General features: G+C 62.4%; 19 protein-coding genes. 14 read left to right on the top strand and 5 right to left on the bottom strand.

Going from position 1 to position 16,039, the window contains the following annotated elements; all coding sequences use genetic code 11:
• Positions 1 to 78: 78 nt before the first annotated feature.
• Positions 79 to 2,403: a molybdopterin-dependent oxidoreductase gene (locus BMZ02_RS04890; RefSeq protein WP_091640481.1), complete on the top strand. Its 2,325-nt coding sequence runs from the start codon at positions 79 to 81 to the stop codon at positions 2,401 to 2,403.
• A 13-nt stretch (positions 2,404 to 2,416) separates the two neighbouring features.
• Here BMZ02_RS04890 and BMZ02_RS04885 read toward each other — a convergent pair whose 3' ends face one another.
• The 4 genes from BMZ02_RS04885 to BMZ02_RS04870 form a co-directional block, all read right to left on the bottom strand.
• On the bottom strand, positions 2,417 to 3,613 hold the full coding sequence (locus BMZ02_RS04885; protein ID WP_091640479.1) for an efflux RND transporter periplasmic adaptor subunit: 1,197 nt from the start codon (positions 3,611 to 3,613) through the stop codon (positions 2,417 to 2,419).
• A 3-nt stretch (positions 3,614 to 3,616) separates the two neighbouring features.
• On the bottom strand, positions 3,617 to 5,980 hold the full coding sequence (locus tag BMZ02_RS04880; RefSeq protein ID WP_091640477.1) for an ABC transporter permease: 2,364 nt from the start codon (positions 5,978 to 5,980) through the stop codon (positions 3,617 to 3,619).
• A gap of 5 nt (positions 5,981 to 5,985) precedes the next feature.
• Positions 5,986 to 6,714 (bottom strand): ABC transporter ATP-binding protein, encoded by a 729-nt coding sequence (locus BMZ02_RS04875; protein WP_091640475.1) that lies wholly within the window; start codon positions 6,712 to 6,714, stop codon positions 5,986 to 5,988.
• A gap of 79 nt (positions 6,715 to 6,793) precedes the next feature.
• On the bottom strand, positions 6,794 to 7,192 hold the full coding sequence (locus tag BMZ02_RS04870) for a DUF2306 domain-containing protein (protein WP_091640473.1): 399 nt from the start codon (positions 7,190 to 7,192) through the stop codon (positions 6,794 to 6,796).
• An 81-nt stretch (positions 7,193 to 7,273) separates the two neighbouring features.
• Between BMZ02_RS04870 and BMZ02_RS04865 the strand changes: the two genes are divergently transcribed.
• From BMZ02_RS04865 to BMZ02_RS04805, 13 genes are all read left to right on the top strand, one after another.
• Entirely contained in the window at positions 7,274 to 7,810 is a 537-nt protein-coding gene (locus BMZ02_RS04865) for a PadR family transcriptional regulator (protein WP_091640471.1), read from the top strand.
• Positions 7,811 to 7,926: 116 nt separating this feature from the next.
• Positions 7,927 to 8,544: a histidine phosphatase family protein gene (locus BMZ02_RS04860; RefSeq protein ID WP_171909812.1), complete on the top strand. Its 618-nt coding sequence runs from the start codon at positions 7,927 to 7,929 to the stop codon at positions 8,542 to 8,544.
• 255 nt (positions 8,545 to 8,799) lie between these two features.
• The gene (locus BMZ02_RS04855; protein WP_091640469.1) at positions 8,800 to 9,030 is read left to right on the top strand and encodes a DUF6429 family protein; all 231 of its coding nucleotides are present in this window, start codon (positions 8,800 to 8,802) and stop codon (positions 9,028 to 9,030) included.
• Positions 9,031 to 9,144: 114 nt separating this feature from the next.
• A complete protein-coding gene (locus tag BMZ02_RS04850) occupies positions 9,145 to 9,570 on the top strand; it encodes a GNAT family N-acetyltransferase (RefSeq protein WP_091640468.1) in 426 nt (141 codons plus the stop codon).
• A gap of 360 nt (positions 9,571 to 9,930) precedes the next feature.
• Positions 9,931 to 10,221 (top strand): hypothetical protein, encoded by a 291-nt coding sequence (locus BMZ02_RS18730; RefSeq protein WP_139209146.1) that lies wholly within the window; start codon positions 9,931 to 9,933, stop codon positions 10,219 to 10,221.
• 261 nt (positions 10,222 to 10,482) lie between these two features.
• Positions 10,483 to 10,674, top strand: coding sequence for an immunity protein Imm33 domain-containing protein (locus BMZ02_RS19375; RefSeq protein WP_216110698.1), 192 nt, complete (start codon positions 10,483 to 10,485; stop codon positions 10,672 to 10,674).
• A gap of 102 nt (positions 10,675 to 10,776) precedes the next feature.
• On the top strand, positions 10,777 to 11,175 hold the full coding sequence (locus BMZ02_RS19370; RefSeq protein ID WP_091640466.1) for a GFA family protein: 399 nt from the start codon (positions 10,777 to 10,779) through the stop codon (positions 11,173 to 11,175).
• Between the two features lie 295 nt (positions 11,176 to 11,470).
• Entirely contained in the window at positions 11,471 to 12,016 is a 546-nt protein-coding gene (locus BMZ02_RS04830; protein WP_091640465.1) for a GNAT family N-acetyltransferase, read from the top strand.
• A 68-nt stretch (positions 12,017 to 12,084) separates the two neighbouring features.
• Complete coding sequence (locus BMZ02_RS04825) at positions 12,085 to 12,612, top strand: GNAT family N-acetyltransferase (protein WP_091640463.1); 528 nt, start codon at positions 12,085 to 12,087, stop codon at positions 12,610 to 12,612.
• A gap of 456 nt (positions 12,613 to 13,068) precedes the next feature.
• The gene (locus BMZ02_RS19175) at positions 13,069 to 13,428 is read left to right on the top strand and encodes a class I SAM-dependent methyltransferase (protein ID WP_245753946.1); all 360 of its coding nucleotides are present in this window, start codon (positions 13,069 to 13,071) and stop codon (positions 13,426 to 13,428) included.
• Positions 13,429 to 13,515: 87 nt separating this feature from the next.
• Positions 13,516 to 14,334: an aminoglycoside adenylyltransferase family protein gene (locus BMZ02_RS04815; RefSeq protein ID WP_091640461.1), complete on the top strand. Its 819-nt coding sequence runs from the start codon at positions 13,516 to 13,518 to the stop codon at positions 14,332 to 14,334.
• 68 nt (positions 14,335 to 14,402) lie between these two features.
• Positions 14,403 to 14,744 carry a membrane protein insertion efficiency factor YidD gene (yidD, locus tag BMZ02_RS19365; RefSeq protein WP_091640459.1) on the top strand — a complete coding sequence of 114 codons (342 nt, stop codon included), beginning with the start codon at positions 14,403 to 14,405 and terminating at the stop codon, positions 14,742 to 14,744.
• Positions 14,745 to 14,746: 2 nt separating this feature from the next.
• Positions 14,747 to 14,935 (top strand): hypothetical protein, encoded by a 189-nt coding sequence (locus BMZ02_RS04805; protein ID WP_091640457.1) that lies wholly within the window; start codon positions 14,747 to 14,749, stop codon positions 14,933 to 14,935.
• Between the two features lie 101 nt (positions 14,936 to 15,036).
• On the opposite strand, the gene BMZ02_RS04800 is transcribed toward BMZ02_RS04805, so the two are convergent.
• Entirely contained in the window at positions 15,037 to 15,948 is a 912-nt protein-coding gene (locus tag BMZ02_RS04800) for a LysR family transcriptional regulator (RefSeq protein WP_091640456.1), read from the bottom strand.
• Positions 15,949 to 16,039 lie beyond the last annotated feature (91 nt).

The raw sequence follows: 16,039 nt of genomic DNA, 5'->3' as shown, positions 1-16,039 counted from the left end.
ATGGGCGGGGTGCGGCATGGCGTCCTCGGCCGGTTCTGTGCTGTGATAGGGACATGACTGGTAGCAGGACAGCGCCGCATGAACAGCTCGCACGCGCCCGAAGGGACGCTCACTTCCACCCACTGGGGAACGTATCGCGTACAGACCCGTGACGGTCGGGTGACCGCCCTCACGGGCTTCGAGAAGGACCCGGACCCGTCGCCCATCGGGCAGGGGATTGTCGACGTGCTCGAAGGCCCGCTGCGCATCGACGCCCCCATGGTGCGCCGCGGCTGGCTGGAACACGGCCCCGGCCCGGCAGGCGGTGCCCGCGGGCGGGATGAGTTCGTGGAAGTCTCCTGGCCCCGGGCCATCGAACTGGTCGCCGGCGAGCTGGCGCGGGTGCGCGACCAGTACGGCAACGAGGCCATCTACGGCGGCTCCTACGGCTGGTCCAGCGCCGGGCGCTTCCACCACGCCCAGAGCCAGCTGAAGCGGTTCCTCAACAGCATCGGCGGCTACACCACGTCGGTGAACACCTACAGCTACGCCGCGGCGGAAGTCACCCTGCCTTACGTGCTCGGCGACTTCTACTCCATGATCAATGGCGCCACCAGCTGGGATGTCATCCGCGAGCGCACCGGGTTGTTCGTCGCCTTTGGTGGCGTGCCGCTCAAAAACGGCCAGGTCACCAACGGTGGTGTCAGCCGGCATGTGCAGCGCCAGGGGTTGCTGAGCGCCGCCGAGGCCGGCGTGAAAGTGGTGAACGTTAGCCCGCTGCGCTCCGACGTGCTGGACGAGGCGCGGATGGAGTGGTGCGCCCTCCGCCCCGGAACGGATGTGGCGCTGCTGCTTGCCATTGCCTACACACTCGACAACGAGGGGCTGGCGGATCGGGCGTTTCTCGACCGGTATACGGTGGGATTCGACCGCTTCCGCGCCTACTTCCAGGGCGAGGTGGACGGTGTGCCAAAGACGCCCGCGTGGGCAGCGGGCAAGACCGGCCTGGCGGCGGAGCGGATTCACGCTCTGGCCGTGGAGATGGCCAGCCAGCGCACCATGATCTCGGTGAGCTGGTCGCTGACGCGCCAGGACAACGGCGAGCAGCCCTACTGGGCGGCCATCGCCGTCGCCGCCATGCTTGGTCAGCTGGGCACCCCGGGCGGCGGAATCGGCTTTGGCTACAGCGCCATGAACGCCATCGGCGACAACTACCGGGGCATCCCCGGCGCCGCGCTGCCCCAGGGCCGCAACCCGGTGGAGGGGTTCATTCCCGTGGCGCGCATCAGCGACATGCTGCTGCACCCCGGCGAGACGTTCGAATACAACGGCATGACCGGCACCTACCCGCGCATCCGGCTGGTGTACTGGGCCGGTGGCAACCCGTTCCACCACCACCAGGATCTGGTCAGGCTGCGCGAGGCCTGGCAGCGGCCCGATACCGTGATCGCCCACGAGTGGTGCTGGAACGCACACGCGAAACACGCCGACATCGTGCTGCCCGCCAACACCTCGCTTGAGCGCAACGATATTGCGCTGTCGGTGCGGGAGCCGTTCCTGATCTACATGGAACAGGCCATCGAATCGGTGGGGCAGAGCATGGCCGACTACGACATCTTCACCGCGCTCGCCGACGCCCTGGGCGCGCGGGAGACCTTCACTGAAGGGCGTGACGAGGCCGCATGGCTGGAATACCTGTATGCGGGCACCCGCGAGCGGGCGGCAACGCACGGCGTCCAGTTACCGGATTTCGAGTCGCTGAAAGCGCAGGGGTGGTTCGAGGCGCCGGCCCGGGACGAGCCGCAGGTGTTGTTGAAGGCGTTCCGCGATGACCCGGACGCCAACCCCCTGAAAACCCCCAGCGGACGCATCGAGATCTTCTCCGAGACCGTGGCCGGGTTCGGCTACGCGGAGTGCCCCGGTTACCCGTTCTGGAAGGACCCGGTGGAGTGGCTCGGCGCGGCGGACGCCACCACACCGCTGCACCTGATCTCCAACCAGCCGGCCACGAAGCTGCACTCTCAGCTTGATCACGGCCAGCACAGCAGAAGCGGCAAGCGCAACGGCCGCGAACCCGTGGTGATCCACCCCGACGACGCCGCGCCGCGCGGTATCCGCGACGGCAGCCCGGTGCGGCTGTTCAATGAGCGTGGCAGCTGCCTGTGCACGGCGGTTGTCAGCGACGAGGTGCGGCCCGGCGTGCTGCAGGTGAGTACCGGTGCCTGGTATGACCCGCCGGCCGAAGAGGGCACGGGGCTGTCCTGCCTGCACGGCAACCCGAACGTGCTCACGCGGGATCAGGGCACCTCGCGGCTGGCCCAGGGGCCCAGTGCGCTGTCGTGCTTGGTGGATATCGAGGCGTACGCGGGCGATCCTCCCCCCATGACCGCCTTCACGCCGCCACCCATTCGTCGCGGAGACTGAGCCGATCCCGCGCTCAGTCGTCCGCCCGGACCCGTGCGCCGTCGCTCACGCGATCACCCGGGTGGGTGATCACCCGCTCGCCTGACGCCAGCCCGTCGAGGATCTGGGTTTGCAGGCCGCTGCGCCGGCCGGGCTCGATCGGGCGGCGGTCGGCGCGGCCGTTGCTGACCACGTAGACGGACCACTGGCCATCACTGCGGAACAGGGCGCTGGTGGGCACCTGAAGGACATCGTCATCCTCCCAGAGGATGAACCGGGCCTCGACCCGAAACCCGTCGCCGAGGGCCTCCCAGGCCTCGCGGGGCGAGGTGATCGCCACGCGCACGGGCACGCGCTGCTCATCCACGCCCAGGGCGGAGACGCGCAGAAAGCCGCCCGGCTCCACCCGGCGGACTTCGCCCTGCAGGTCCTCGCTGCCACCCCAGCGCTCCAGGGTCACCGCCATCCCGGGCCGCACACGCACGGCGTCCATGGACAGCAGGTCCACCTGGACTTCCAGGGTCGACAGATCCCCGACGTCCAGCACCGGGTCGCCCGCGTTCACCGGCCCTTCGCTGTAGCGGTGGCGGCGGGTGACCACGCCGTCGATGGGCGACGGAACCTGCAGCCGGGGCTGATCACCCGGTGCGCGTTCGCCGTCGGCGATCTCCAGCACGGCCCGGGCGGCATCCAGCTCGAAGCGGGCCACGTCCACCGCGTGCCGGGCCGATCGCTCGGCGGTGCGGGCGGATTCGCGCTGGGCGCGGATGCGCTCCATCTGCTCCGTGGAGACGAGCTCCCGGTCGTACATCTGCTGGTAACGCTGATCCTCGGAGCGGGCGAGCTGATGCTGGATCTGCCGGGCTTCCAGCTCGGCCTCCGCGGCATCCAGGCGGGCGCGGGCCGCGGCCGTGGCCTCCCGGGCCTGACTGCGGGAGCGGGCATCCAGCGCAGGGGCAGGCGTCGGCTCCAGCTCCAGCAGCGTCTGCCCGGCGGTGACGCCGTCACCGGGCTCGAGCGTGACGCGCCGAAGGTAGCCGGTGATGGGGGCGGAGACCGTGTGCGGGTCCGGTAGGCGTGTGCGCCCCTCGTCCTCCACGGTCTCGGCGAAGTGGCCGCGCTCCGCCGTGACGGTGCTGACCGGCACGGGCGCCGGCCACAGGGCCAGCCCCAGCAGGCCGATGACGGCCACCGCGAGTAGGGTGAGGATGAGCTTCTTGCGCAAGGTCATGGGCTACTCAACCGTTTTCAGTGCGGACACCATGTCCAGGCTCCGCAGTCGTCGCAGGATCAGGAGGACGGACAACACTGTCGCCACGATCACCCCCGCGGCGGCGAAGGCGTACGTCTGCGGGGTGATCACGAACGGCACGCGGAACAGATCCGTGCTCATGGCGGCGCTCAATGCCATCGCGAACCCGGTGCCCAGCAGCCAGCCCAGCGGGATGGCCAGCAGCGTCAGCGCGGCGATCTCGCCCAGCAGGATCCAGCTCACCTCACCCCGGGTATAACCCAGCACCCGCAGGGTGGCGAGTTCCCGGGCCCGTTCCGCGAAGGCGATGCGGGCGTTGTTGTAGGCCACGGCAAAGGTGATGGAGCCGCCGAGCAGCAGCAGCACGCCCATCATGATCAGCACGGTGTCGTCGATGTACTCGCGAATGGCGGCCTCCGCCTCGCCGATCAGCCCGATGCCGGCGATCTGCGGGACGTCCCACAGCGCCTCGTACAGTGCCGGGTGCTGGCTGGCATCGGTGAGCAGCCACACTCCGGACAATGCCGGGCCCTCGCGCATGAGCCGGTTCAGCGCCTGGCGCTCCATGTAGGCGCTCACCCCCACGGGCTCGCTGACCACGGCCGCGAGCTCCACATCCAGGGTGCGCCGGTGACCCTCCATGACCTCCACCTGCACCGCATCCCCGGGGCGCAGGCCCAGATAGTCCGCCAGGTAATCCGTGAGCACCAGGCCTTCCGGCGGCAGGCGCTGGGGCTGTCCGCGCGCATCCGTGAGCCGGCGCAGCTTCGGTTCCGCATCCATGCCGAGGATCGCCGTGCGGTAGTCCTGGCCGTTGGCGGCCAGCCGCACCGGCACGTTGCGAAAGCCCTCCACGTATTGAACGCCCGGCTTGTGGCGCAGCCCGGCCACGGCGTGGGCCGAGGCGGGCTCGGTGAAGTAGAGGTTGATGTCCATGGTCTGCACCAGCCGGTACTGGGTATCAAGCATGTCGTCCACGGCGCCGAACTGGTAACTGCCCACCATCAGGAGCGCGCCGGAGAGGCCGATGCCGAGCACCGAGAGGCCGGATTTCAGGCGGTGGCGGGCGAGATTGCGCACGATGATGCGTGTGGGCTGATCCAGCAGCCGCCCCAGGTGCGAGCGCTCCAGCCAGCCCTGGCGGAACGTCTCCGGCGCCGGCGGCCGCATGGCCTCGGCGGGCGGCAGGCTCACCGCCCCGCGCACGGCCCGGTAAGTGCCCAGCGCCGCGGCACCGGCCGCCACCACCACCGCCAGCAGCAGGACCTGGGGTTGCAGCCGGAAGCTCATGGCCGGGAAGCGGAAGTATTCCATGTACACCGCCGCCAGGGCATCGGCCGCCCAGGCGCCCATGCCCACCCCCACGGCCACGCCGATAAGCACGATCAGGCCGGTGAGCAGCCCGTAGTGCGCGGCCATGTCCCGGTTGCTGTAACCGAAAGCTTTGAGCACCGCCACCTGCTGACGCTGCGTGCGCACGATGCGCCCCATGAGCACGTTCAGCAGGAACGCGGCCACGCCCAGGAACAGCGTCGGCAGCGCTACGGCCATGACCCGGAGCTGATCCAGCTCCATGGTCAGGAACTGGTGCGAGACCTGATCGTCGCGGTCGTAGGCGCCGGTGCCGCCGTAGCGCGCCAGCAGCGTATCCACGGTGTCGATGACCGGCCCTGCGTCGGCCCCGGCCTGCAGGGTCAGCACCGCATTGTTGAAGGCGCCGTCCATGCCGAAGGCGTTGGCCAGGGCGCGGCGGTTCATCCACAGCACGGCGAAGCGCTCGTAGTCCGGCAGCAGGTCCGCCGGGCCGATCTGGTAGACGAACTCCGGCGACAGGGCCACGCCACTGACCGTCATGGTCTCCAGGCGCCCGCGAATGATGGCCGTCACGGTGTCGCCGGGGCGCAGGCCATGGGCCTCGGAGAAGGGCTCGCTGATCACCACCTGGTCCGACCGGCCCGGGTCCGGCAGGCTGCCCTCGCGCAGGTAGAGCCGGTTCAGGTCCGGTTGCCGGCCGTCCGGCAGGGACAGCAGTTGCCCGCGCACCGGGTCGGCGTAGCCGGGCACCTCCAGGCGCACCGGGGCGTTGACGCGCGTCTCCACGTGATCCACGCCGGGGATGTCGCGAAGCCGTTCGGCGAGGCCCTCCGGCGCCCGCTTGAGGTCCACGAACACGTCGGCGAAGTGGTAGTCCCGGTAGAAGCGGTCCTTGGTCAGGCTGATGGCGTCCAGGGTGGTTACGGCGATGATCAGCGTCATCACGCCCGCGGCCACCACCACGGCGATCGCCGCCACCTGGCCCTTGAGGTCGACCAGATCGCGGAGCAGCTTGCGGTGGATGGTGCGCACGCCGGTTACCAGCTCAGCTCGGACGGCGCCTTGCGCTGCTCGTTCACGTGGACGTCGCTGACGCGCCCGTCGCTCAGCCGCACCACCCGGTCCGCCATTTCAGCGATTACCACGTTGTGGGTGATCACCGCCGTGGTGGTGTTGAGTTCCCGGTTCACGTGCTCGATGGCCTCCAGAACCTGCACGCCGGTGCGGGAGTCCAGCGCGCCGGTGGGTTCGTCACACAACAGCACCGCGGGGCGCTTGGCGATGGCCCGGGCGATCGCCACCCGCTGCTGTTCGCCCCCGGAGAGCTGGGAAGGGAAGTGGTCCAGTCGCTCGCCCAGCCCCACCAGGGCCAGGGCATCTTCCGGGCGCATGGGGTTGCGGCTGATGTCCGTGACGATGGCTACGTTCTCGCGGGCGGTGAGGCTCGAGATGAGGTTGTAGAACTGGAACACGAAGCCCACGTGATCGCGCCGGTAGGCGGTGAGCACCCGGTCGCTGGCCCGGACCAGGTCCTGATCGCCGTAGCGCACCTGGCCGTCCGTGGCGCTGTCCAGCCCGCCGAGGATGTTCAGCAGGGTGGATTTGCCCGATCCGGAGGCGCCCAGCATGACCGTGAGCTCGCCGGCGTAGAGGTCCAGATCCACCCCGCGCAGGGCGTGAATGACCATCTCGCCGTTCGTATAGACCTTGGTCAGGCCGCGCGTGGCGAACACGACGTCACGAGAAGAAACCGTGGCATGCTGCATGGGAAGGTCCGCAACCAGTCCAGTGATTGCACTCTAGCAGGCGCAACCCGGAGCGGATTGACCTGGATCAACGGCGCGCCTACCCGCCGAAGACCACCCCATGCATGATGCGCCCCGGCAGAAAGGTGAAGGCGCCCGCACCTACCAGCGCGAACACGAACAGCGAGATCATGATGCTGCGATGGGTGGCGACATCGTGGCGGCGCGCCGCCCGGACGGCGAACACCAGCATCACCAGGGTGAAGATCGACAGCAGATGGATCGGACTCCAGATCCCGAAAACCCGGCCCATGTGGATGAAGAACGACGAGCCCGCAGTGACCGCCATCAGCCCGATCCAGCTCCACCCCACGACCCGGTGCACCCTCGATCCCCGCGGGAGCAGGAACTGCCCTACGCCGATGACGAAGGCCAGAACGGCGGCGAGGGTATGGATCTGGATCGCCAGGGTACTTTGCAACAACGGTTCCAGCGTCATGGGGCTGCCCTCTTATGCAACTTGTTGCATAATGATGCCTTGAGCCCGTTTGCTATGCAACAAGTTGCATAAGGAGTTGTGATGGCCCTGCGATACGCCCTCCTGGCGGCCCTGCACGAGGAGCCGGCCACCGGGTACGACCTGAACCAGCGGTTCGGGCGGCGCCAGGGATTCGTCTGGAGCGCGAGTCATCAGCAGATCTACCGCGAGCTGGGAAGACTCCACGAGGAGGGGCTGCTGAGCATGGAAGCGGAACCCCAGGCCGAGCGCCCGGATCGCAAGCGATACGCCGTTACACCGGCGGGGGAGGCCGCCCTGCGGGACTGGCTGGCAACACCCCAGCCACGCCCGGCGACACGGGATCCGCTGCTGGTGAAACTGTTCGCTGGCGACCTGGTGGACGATGAGGCGCTGCGCGGCGAGCTTGCCACCCTGCGCCGGGCCTGGGAGGAGCGGCTCGCCGCCTACCGGGAGGTGGAGGCCACCTGGTTCAGTGACCCGGAGACCCTCTCACGCCACTATCGCCTCCAGTATCTCGCCCTGCGGCGGGGCATCACCGCGGGCCAGGCGTGGCTGCACTGGCTGGATGAGGCAGAGGCGCTGCTGCAGGACGCCTGAACACGGACGCCGCCGGGTTCATGATTCGTACCCGGCTCCCTTCGCGCTCCCGCCCATGTGGACGTTTCCGTAACGGGGTCGTATAAGAATAGTGTCAATACTATTCGAGCAATCCGATGACGACACCAAGAGCGTTCGGATTCCACGCCGACTACGGTGATCGAGCCGCATTGATCCTGCTGTTGGCCGTTATCCTCCTCTCGCTGCCGCCGTTGCTGGTCGCAGAGGAGCGAGACGAAGCATTGGCACTGGTGCGAGAAGGCGAAGCGGTATTGATGCTCCGACATGCCCTGGCGCCGGGCGTCGGCGATCCTGAAGGCTTCGAGGTCGGTGACTGCTCCACCCAGCGCAACCTCGACGAACGCGGCCGGGAACAAGCGCGCGCCTGGAAGCCGTTCCTGCAGGCCCACGGCATTGACCGCGCCCGCGTACTCTCCAGCCAGTGGTGCCGCAGCATGGACACCGCCCAAGAGATGAACGTGGGGGAAGTGGTGGAACTCCCGCCGCTCAACTCCTTCTTCGGCGGCCGTGGTGATCGCGAGCAGCAGACCCGCGACACCATCATGCACGTGAACACCATGGAGCCAGGCGACCCCGTCATCCTGGTCTCCCACCAGGTCAACATCACCGCCCTCACAGGCACCAGCGTCAGATCCAATGAAGGCGTCATCATCCGCCTGCCACCGGAGCAGCGCAGCGAAGTTGTGGCGCGGATCGCGCCCGACGCTGAGTAAACGAACCGCCTCCGCCATCGCCCCCTTCACTGCCGGAGCAAGCGACCTACCATGCCGCATGACTCCGGCACGAAATCGCGCCGTCAAGTGATTGGTGGCACCGAACGGCCCTCCCGCGGTAATCTGCTGTAACAAGGGGAAACGCGATAGGGCACACAGCTGCAGTGAAGGTAGATATCTCGCCGTCACGGTGATCGAGTCATCGTGAGGGCGGTATATTCACTGTAAAAAGGGCACATCACCAGAGGATGAGCCATGGAGATTGATGAAGAAAAAATCGATGAGGCCGTATTGGCTTTGCTGTACCTGACTTTGCATGACGGTGGTCGGGCTTGGAAATCCTTTGATTGGGATGCCATGAATAGGCTTCATGAAAAGGGTCTCATTGAGAACCCGGTTGGTAAGGCCAAGTCAGTCCTGTTCACTGAGGACGGTCTAAAAGAGTCAGAGCGCTTGTTCCAGAAACTTTTCGCCAAGGATTCGTGAACTTGGATGTCAGGTCTTTTAACCAAGCGGTCACCCGGACGCCAAAAGCGTACCGCTTTTGGTTCCCTACGCTGCGCTCCGGCGTCGGTTACCATCAGCGTTAGGAAGGCTCAAATGAAGCTCACATTCCAGCAAGCGAGAAACAAGGATTTTGTCGAGCAGCTGACCTGGCGAAATATGGAGCCTTACTACAAAGAGCTCGGGATTAGCTGGGACCAGGCGGTATTCGATAAGAACTGGAATGACTTTGAAAACTACGAGATAGTTATAAATGATTCTGTAGTTGGGGTGCTTCGGTTGAGTCATGACAAGTCTGCCTACTATATCCGCGACCTCCAAGTTGACCCGGATTGGCAGCATCAAGGTTTGGGGTCGCAGGCGCTTAGATACACTGCCAATCTAGCCCAGAAATCAGGGTTTAAATTACTCCGGCTCCGGGTGTTTAGTGAAAACCCGGCGGTGGGGTTATATAAGCGGATGGGATTCCGGATCAGTAAAACTGAAAGCGGTACGCACTATATGGAACGGGAGCTTTCCTAATAAGTTGCTGCACGCGGAAAAATTACTCGCTGCTCGTTAGTTGGGGAAGAGGCTGCCAAGGCTGCATGGCTGGTCGTTCAGCATTCTGTTTCAGAGCCCGAGTTCATGGGTGAGTGTGTCTCAGTACTCGAAGATGCTGTCGCGAGAGAGGATGTAGCGGGCTGGCAGTTGGCATTCCTCCAGGATCGGGTACGTCTTGGGCTGAACTCCATCGAGGAGCGCCAGGAACAAATCACTGAGCAGGAGCGGAAGCGTCGTGCAAATATCGAACAAACCAGTTATCCAAGCGCTGGACTTCGGCCTCCACCGGACGCGGTGGTCCTTCCCACAAAAAGTAGACACTGTTGTGTGCACTAAGTCATGAGCAAGAAGCAGGACAAAAAAAAATGGAGATTGAACCCCGCTGAAGTGTCCATGGGCATGAATGGCTTAAATAGTGGCAGGCCGGGCCAATTTGAAAGAAAGCTTAAAACAACGAGTGCCGTCGTATTTCTTACTCATTTGCCTACGGGAATTAAAGTTGAAGGTGAAGTGCCACCTGGAAACTATAGTAAGAAAGAGATGCAGCAAAAACGAGCTGAGCTAAAGCAGGAGCTTTTCCTTAAATTGGAGGTGCTCGTGGCAAAAAAACTCAATATCAAAGGGCGGTAGCATATTCACACTTAAAAAGTTGCAGCACGTAAAGCGTCGCTACGCGGTTCGGACCTCCGTTCCTCTGGCGCTAAACTACGGCCCCTGTCCAAAGCGTTGGGTTTCCATCAGGTATCTTCAGTGATGAATAAAGTATTCAAATTGAAAGCCGATGAATTAAAAAATATTGCTAGAGGCTACGGCGGCTGCATAGCAACCGACATGATTACTGGCAACGGTAAGAAGGTTGGGTACGTGTGCCGAGAAGGGTCGAGGAATTAAATGGACAGTGGTTGGTGCTTTATGTGGGGTAAAGGGTCGCAGAAGTATATGGATGATTCAGCCAATCACGAAATCTATGATGTCAACACCATCGCGAACTACTATCCGGACATTGTTGATTTCCTGAATGCTCCGATTGGTTCGGCGTTCGAAAGAAAGTCGTCTGTGAATATAGTAGCAATTGAAGGCTAGAAATGTATCAAGCGCAGGCACAGCGGCGGCCTTTTTGTTAAGGCTGCGCCTCTGTTAAAAAGCCGCGCGCGCTGCGGTCGATAGCACAGGGAGGTTGGGTAAATGAGCCTATCAGGTAGCTGCCTCTGCGGAGGCGTCCAATATGAAGTAAATGGTGATCTTAGCGATGTGTACAATTGCCATTGCTCTATGTGTCGCAAGCTCCATGCGTCGGCGTTCCGAACCTGCGCAAAGGTGAGGGCCGAGGATTGGCGGACCGTCAGAGGCCAGGAGCTGCTCAAGTCCTACGAGTCATCGCCCGGGGAGTTCAAGGTGTTTTGTTCAACCTGCGGCTCCAGCATTCATACGAAGTTCGGTGCAAAGCCGGAGGTCTATGCGCTACCACTGGGCACCCTCGACACTGATCCCGGCGTGCGCGCAGCCCGCCATGTCTTCGTGGGCAGCAAGGCTCCGTGGTTTGAGATTACCGACGATTTGCCTCAGTTCACTCAGAATGGCTGAGGCGGTCATTACAAATCGGGTAAGCCGGACGTCCCTGATGGGACGCCGCTTCGTTCAGCACTAGGCAGAGAGACGGAGGCCGTGATCGAGGCACGCAGAGGGTCGGTTGCGGTCGTCTATCCGGCCGTTTGGTGGAGTCTTGAGCTCCTGGCCTTCATGGAATCCGCGCACCGGAAGCCAAGCGCTGCCAGCGGTTTAAAAATGCAGCCGTCGGTGCTGGAAATGGACTGAGCGAGCGCTGGCTGGTCTCGCCTTCGAATGGCCCTAATCACCGTGATAAGGCACCACCTGACCCATGATCACAACGGAAAGATTGATACTTCGGCAGTGGGGTGACGAAGACCTTCAACCCTTTGCGCAGATGTGTGGGGATAAGGACGTGATGGAGTTCTTCCCGAAGCTTTTGACTGAGGAAGAAAGCTACAGTATGGGGAGACACATCAAGTCTCTCATTGCTGAACGTGGGTGGGGATTCTGGGCTGTAGAGATCCCGGGTCAAAGTCAGTTCATTGGGTTTGTCGGCCTGCACACGCCCAAGGAGAGCATGCCCTTCTCACCATGTGTCGAGGTTGGCTGGCGTCTTGCGAAACGCTATTGGGGTATGGGGTACGCAACGGAGGCTGCCCACGAGTCGTTGCGGTATGCGTTCACTCACTTGGGTGTAGATGAGGTAGTGTCTTTTGCAACAGTGCGCAATATTCGTTCTCAAGCGGTCATGAGAAAAGTCGGGATGTCCTATGTCAGGAATTTTCGGCATCCGGATCTGGAACCTTCCAACCCGCTTTGCGAGCATGTCTTGTATAAGGCATGGAGAGACGATTGGGGGCGGTATGACTTATAGCAAAGAAAGAAAAACAAGATGCAGCGAATCCCCTCGTTTCTGGTGGTGTTCAGAGAAAAAGTGAAGTTATGGTTACCGTCTCGGAAAGGATAGCGTTACGGCACTACCGGCATGAAGATGGCGCGTCAATTTTCGAGAGCTACACTGGCAATCTCGAATCCGCGAAATATCTTGCAAGATTGCCACACATAAATATCGAGCAAACCGAGCGAATGCTCCAGAAGATTTCGACCCCGGAAAGCCTGATGTATGCCGGGAAGTGTGTTTGGGTGATCGAGGCGATAACAGAGGGTGCCGCTGTGGGGATGGTCACCGTTGTCAGGACGGATGAGTCGATGGCTGTTCACTTCGGTGTCGGTATTCCATACAGGGGTCGAGGGTACGCCGCTGAAGCGCTGGAGCTGGCTGCGAATCACCTGATCGAGGCTCGTTGGTCGAGAAACATAAGCTCTTTCACGGACGTGGAGAACGTGGCCGCTCAAGCAACTCTGCTGAAGGCGGGGTTCGTGTTCACTGAAAGGGTCAATGGCTTCTATCAGGCCCCGCAGCTGAACGGAGAATACAGGGATGTTTTTCGCTATCGGTTCAGGGGGTAAGAAAGGGAAGACATACACGCTATCTTTCACCGGTTTACGGAGGAAGTGTTGTATGAGAGCCTCTGGTGATATTTCAAATGGATGCCTGATCAGGCTGGTGAGTTCGTAGCCGCAAACGCGTCGTGGGGGAGTCAGATTTTGGAGTTGGCCAGCATCGTCCCATGGGGTCGGTCATTCGAAGAATACCAGACGATGTTCGGTTTATCGGAGAGTGATCTGGGGAAGAAGATAGTTGGGTGCGGGGATGGCCCGGCGAGCTTTAACGCAGAGGCCACACACCGGGGACACCGAGTCACATCCTGCGATCCACTGTACCACTTTCAGGCTGAAGAGATACGCCGACGGGTGGACGAAGTGTACCCGGAGGTAATGGATAAGCTCCGGGAGGGGCAAGACAGCTATTTCTGGGACTCAGTAGGAAGTGTTGATCAGCTTGGAGAGGTTCGGATGAGGGCCATGTCGACGTTCCTCGCTGATTTTGATGCCGGTTTCCAGCAGGGGCGGTATGTAGCAGCTTCACTCCCTTCGCTGCCATTCGGTGACCCTGAGTTCGATTTGGCACTCTGCTCCCATTACCTGTTCCTCTATAGCGACCATGTTGATGAAGTGACTCATCTGGCATCAATGCGCGAGCTGTGCAGAGTAGCGTCCGAAGTCCGTGTGTTTCCGGTTGTTTCTCTGGACGGAACGGTTTCGGAGCACCTGGACTACGTGATGACGGCGCTATCCGAAGACGGTATGCAGGTCTCGTTGCGGCCTGTCAGCTACCGATTTCAGAAGGGTGCGAGTGAGATGCTGGTCGCGAAGCCCGTATAGCCAGAGGATGTTAGCGGAAGCGCGTCCTGCGGGCGTTTCGAGGTGCCTTAATACCAACGTGTCAGGGCGAGAGGGGCCCCGGAGAGTATGGCAAGCCCGGACATACCAGATGAAGCGAGACAGGCGCAGTCAATCGTAGAAGGTGTCCTTGGTGAATCGATTGTCGGTAGTTATCTCTTCGGCTCCGCCGTCGGTGGTGGTCTGAAGCGGGACAGCGACGTGGATATTCTGGTTGCTGTCTCTAATCCGCCGACCTTTGAGCAGAGGCAGACGTTGGTTTCTCGGCTGATGGGCGTATCTGGTGCGATTGGTAATGCGCAAGGCGTCAGGCCTTTGGAGCTGATGGTAATAGCGGTTTCTGACGTTGTTCCCTGGCGGTTCCCGCCACGGGCCGAGTTTGTGTACGGCGAGTGGTTACGAGAGCTGTTTGAGGCCGGGAGCGTCCCGGAACCGGTCCGCGATCCTGATCTGGCAGTTGTTCTGAAGAAAGTGATCGACAACAGTCTGCCGTTGTATGGGAGCAATGCCGCGGAGGTTTTCGATCCGGTGCCAATGGCTGATATCCGACGGGCAATCCGCGATTCCTTGCCCACGCTTCTGGCGGAGGCCGCGGGTGATGAGCGCAACGTGGTTTTGACGTTGTCACGCATGTGGCTGACGGCGGCTACCGGCGATATCGCGCCAAAAGATGTGGCGGCGGAATGGGTGGAGCAACAAGCACCTCCTGAGCATGCGGCGGTTGTGCAGTATGCCCGTAAGGGGTATCTGGGAACGGTTGAAGACCGGTGGGGGGAGAAGCAGGAAGACTTCGAAGCGCTCGTTTCCTACATGAAGGGCTCGATCGAGAAATGCCTGGGTGCGCCGTCGGGGAAACACCCTAACAATCACAGGCACCGTACAAACTGACCGCTGTGACTTTGTCCGTCTAAAGGCGCGGGGTTCGTGCCTGGGGGGATGCATCGTAAGAGGGGCGCATGGATAAATTCGAATTTGCCGTTGATGAGTCAGTTCGGCCGACCGTGGAGCGCAAATTGACTGGAACGACCCCGGGGGATGAGAGGATATCCGCGCTCCCCCTTCCTTCCGGGTCACGTCTTGTAAGATGGTCCATAATCGTCCTTCGTTTCTATCGAAAACTGGCGCCCCGGTCATTACGAAATAAATGCGTATTTGAGCCAAGTTGCTCTCACTACAGTGAGCTGGCTTTCCGGCAGAAGGGGTTCTGGCTTGGTCTCAGGTTGACGTATAAGCGCCTGGTGCGTTGTCGGGCTGGCGCCGGGGGTATCGATTATTTGTTTCTTGAGAAAGAGGAGTAGCCATGAAATATAAAGTAGAGTCCATTGGTGCTGAGTTCTCGAACAAGGCGATTTCCGAGCTCGAGAAACGGCTCGAGTCCAGGGCATCAGAAGGCTATAAGTTTCATTCAGTTTTCCAGGTTTCTCAACCGGGTTGTCTCGGTGTCGGTAAAGGGACCACCACGTATTTGGCGGTCTATGTCAAGGAATGATGGGGCGCATCAGTATTGAGCCGGCAAGGTCATGGTCAGGGGCGGCAACGCGTCCCTTGGCTGCTGATCAGGCAAGGCGGCCGGGTGCGGCCTGAGCCGGCTCAATCCTCGTGCAGGGCGTTGAACGCTTCGGCGAGATGATCGATCAATACCCGCACTGCCGGGAGCAGGCCCCGCCGCGACGGGAATACCGCATGCACGATCTCGCGGCGCGGCGCCCAGGTCGGGAGCACCGGCACGAGCCGCCCGGCGTCCAGTTCGGGCCGGACCATCATGCGGGGGAGTTGCACCACGCCGATGCCGGCGACGGCCGCTTTGCGGAGCGCGCTCATGTCGGTGGTGACCAGTCTCGGCACATGGGGCACGTATGCGGGCTTGTCCTCGGGGCCGAACAGGTTCCAGGTGAAGTCCTCCTGGGGAGTGCCGAGGCCCAGGGTCGGCCAGGCCGCAAGGTCGTCCGGTGCTGAAGGCTGGCCACCCTGTTGCTCCACCAGCTGCGGGCTGGCGAGCAGGCATTGGCCCCGATCGGCCAGCACGCGCAGGATGAGCTCGCTGTCCTCCAACGGCGGCGGGCGCACACGGATCGCCACGTCGATCCCTTCCCCGACCACGTCAACGCGCCGGTTGGTGGCGTCCAGTGCCACGTTGACCAGTGGATACCGCAACATGAAGTCGGTGAGCATGTCACCGACGTAAGACTGCAGCAGCGCCACCGGGCAGCTCACGCGGACGGTGCCACGGGGCTCTGACCGCGTGGTCTCCACCGCTTCCTCGGCCGCCTCGGCCTCAACCAGCATGGCTTTGCAGTGGCGATAGTAGGTCTCGCCGATGGGCGTGACGGTGAACTGGCGCGTGGTGCGATGGATCAGGCGAACGCCCAGGCGCTCTTCCAGCAGAGCGACGCGGCGGCTCAGGCGGGACTTGGGCGTTCCCAAAGCGCGGCCGGCGGGAGCGAATCCCCCGTGATCCACCACCTGCACGAAGAAGTAGAGGTCATTGAGGTCGTAGGCCACGCAGTCGTTCCCTTTTGTGAACACTGTGGCCCGATTTTAAGCCTTGTGGCTTGAGTTGTCCTGTCTGCGTCGTCAATCGCTCTGTCCGGGC

It is taken from the genome of Aquisalimonas asiatica (genome assembly GCF_900110585.1).
GTDB classification, from domain to species: Bacteria; Pseudomonadota; Gammaproteobacteria; order Nitrococcales; family Aquisalimonadaceae; genus Aquisalimonas; species Aquisalimonas asiatica.
Note: the sequence above shows the minus strand (reverse complement) of the source record. Positions and strands in the feature narration are given on the sequence as shown.

Excerpts from the sequence above, each read along its gene's own strand:
- BMZ02_RS04890 (WP_091640481.1), top strand. The coding sequence starts at position 79 with ATGAACAGCTCGCACGCGCCCGAAGGGACGCTCACTTCCACCCACTGG.
- BMZ02_RS04885 (WP_091640479.1), bottom strand. The coding sequence starts at position 3,613 with ATGACCTTGCGCAAGAAGCTCATCCTCACCCTACTCGCGGTGGCCGTC.
- BMZ02_RS04875 (WP_091640475.1), bottom strand. The coding sequence starts at position 6,714 with ATGCAGCATGCCACGGTTTCTTCTCGTGACGTCGTGTTCGCCACGCGC.
- BMZ02_RS04870 (WP_091640473.1), bottom strand. The coding sequence starts at position 7,192 with ATGACGCTGGAACCGTTGTTGCAAAGTACCCTGGCGATCCAGATCCAT.
- BMZ02_RS04865 (WP_091640471.1), top strand. The coding sequence starts at position 7,274 with ATGGCCCTGCGATACGCCCTCCTGGCGGCCCTGCACGAGGAGCCGGCC.
- BMZ02_RS04860 (WP_171909812.1), top strand. The coding sequence starts at position 7,927 with ATGACGACACCAAGAGCGTTCGGATTCCACGCCGACTACGGTGATCGA.
- BMZ02_RS04855 (WP_091640469.1), top strand. The coding sequence starts at position 8,800 with ATGGAGATTGATGAAGAAAAAATCGATGAGGCCGTATTGGCTTTGCTG.
- BMZ02_RS04850 (WP_091640468.1), top strand. The coding sequence starts at position 9,145 with ATGAAGCTCACATTCCAGCAAGCGAGAAACAAGGATTTTGTCGAGCAG.
- BMZ02_RS18730 (WP_139209146.1), top strand. The coding sequence starts at position 9,931 with ATGAGCAAGAAGCAGGACAAAAAAAAATGGAGATTGAACCCCGCTGAA.
- BMZ02_RS19375 (WP_216110698.1), top strand. The coding sequence starts at position 10,483 with ATGGACAGTGGTTGGTGCTTTATGTGGGGTAAAGGGTCGCAGAAGTAT.
- BMZ02_RS19370 (WP_091640466.1), top strand. The coding sequence starts at position 10,777 with ATGAGCCTATCAGGTAGCTGCCTCTGCGGAGGCGTCCAATATGAAGTA.
- BMZ02_RS04830 (WP_091640465.1), top strand. The coding sequence starts at position 11,471 with ATGATCACAACGGAAAGATTGATACTTCGGCAGTGGGGTGACGAAGAC.
- BMZ02_RS04825 (WP_091640463.1), top strand. The coding sequence starts at position 12,085 with ATGGTTACCGTCTCGGAAAGGATAGCGTTACGGCACTACCGGCATGAA.
- BMZ02_RS19175 (WP_245753946.1), top strand. The coding sequence starts at position 13,069 with ATGTCGACGTTCCTCGCTGATTTTGATGCCGGTTTCCAGCAGGGGCGG.
- BMZ02_RS04815 (WP_091640461.1), top strand. The coding sequence starts at position 13,516 with ATGGCAAGCCCGGACATACCAGATGAAGCGAGACAGGCGCAGTCAATC.
- yidD (WP_091640459.1), top strand. The coding sequence starts at position 14,403 with ATGGATAAATTCGAATTTGCCGTTGATGAGTCAGTTCGGCCGACCGTG.
- BMZ02_RS04805 (WP_091640457.1), top strand. The coding sequence starts at position 14,747 with ATGAAATATAAAGTAGAGTCCATTGGTGCTGAGTTCTCGAACAAGGCG.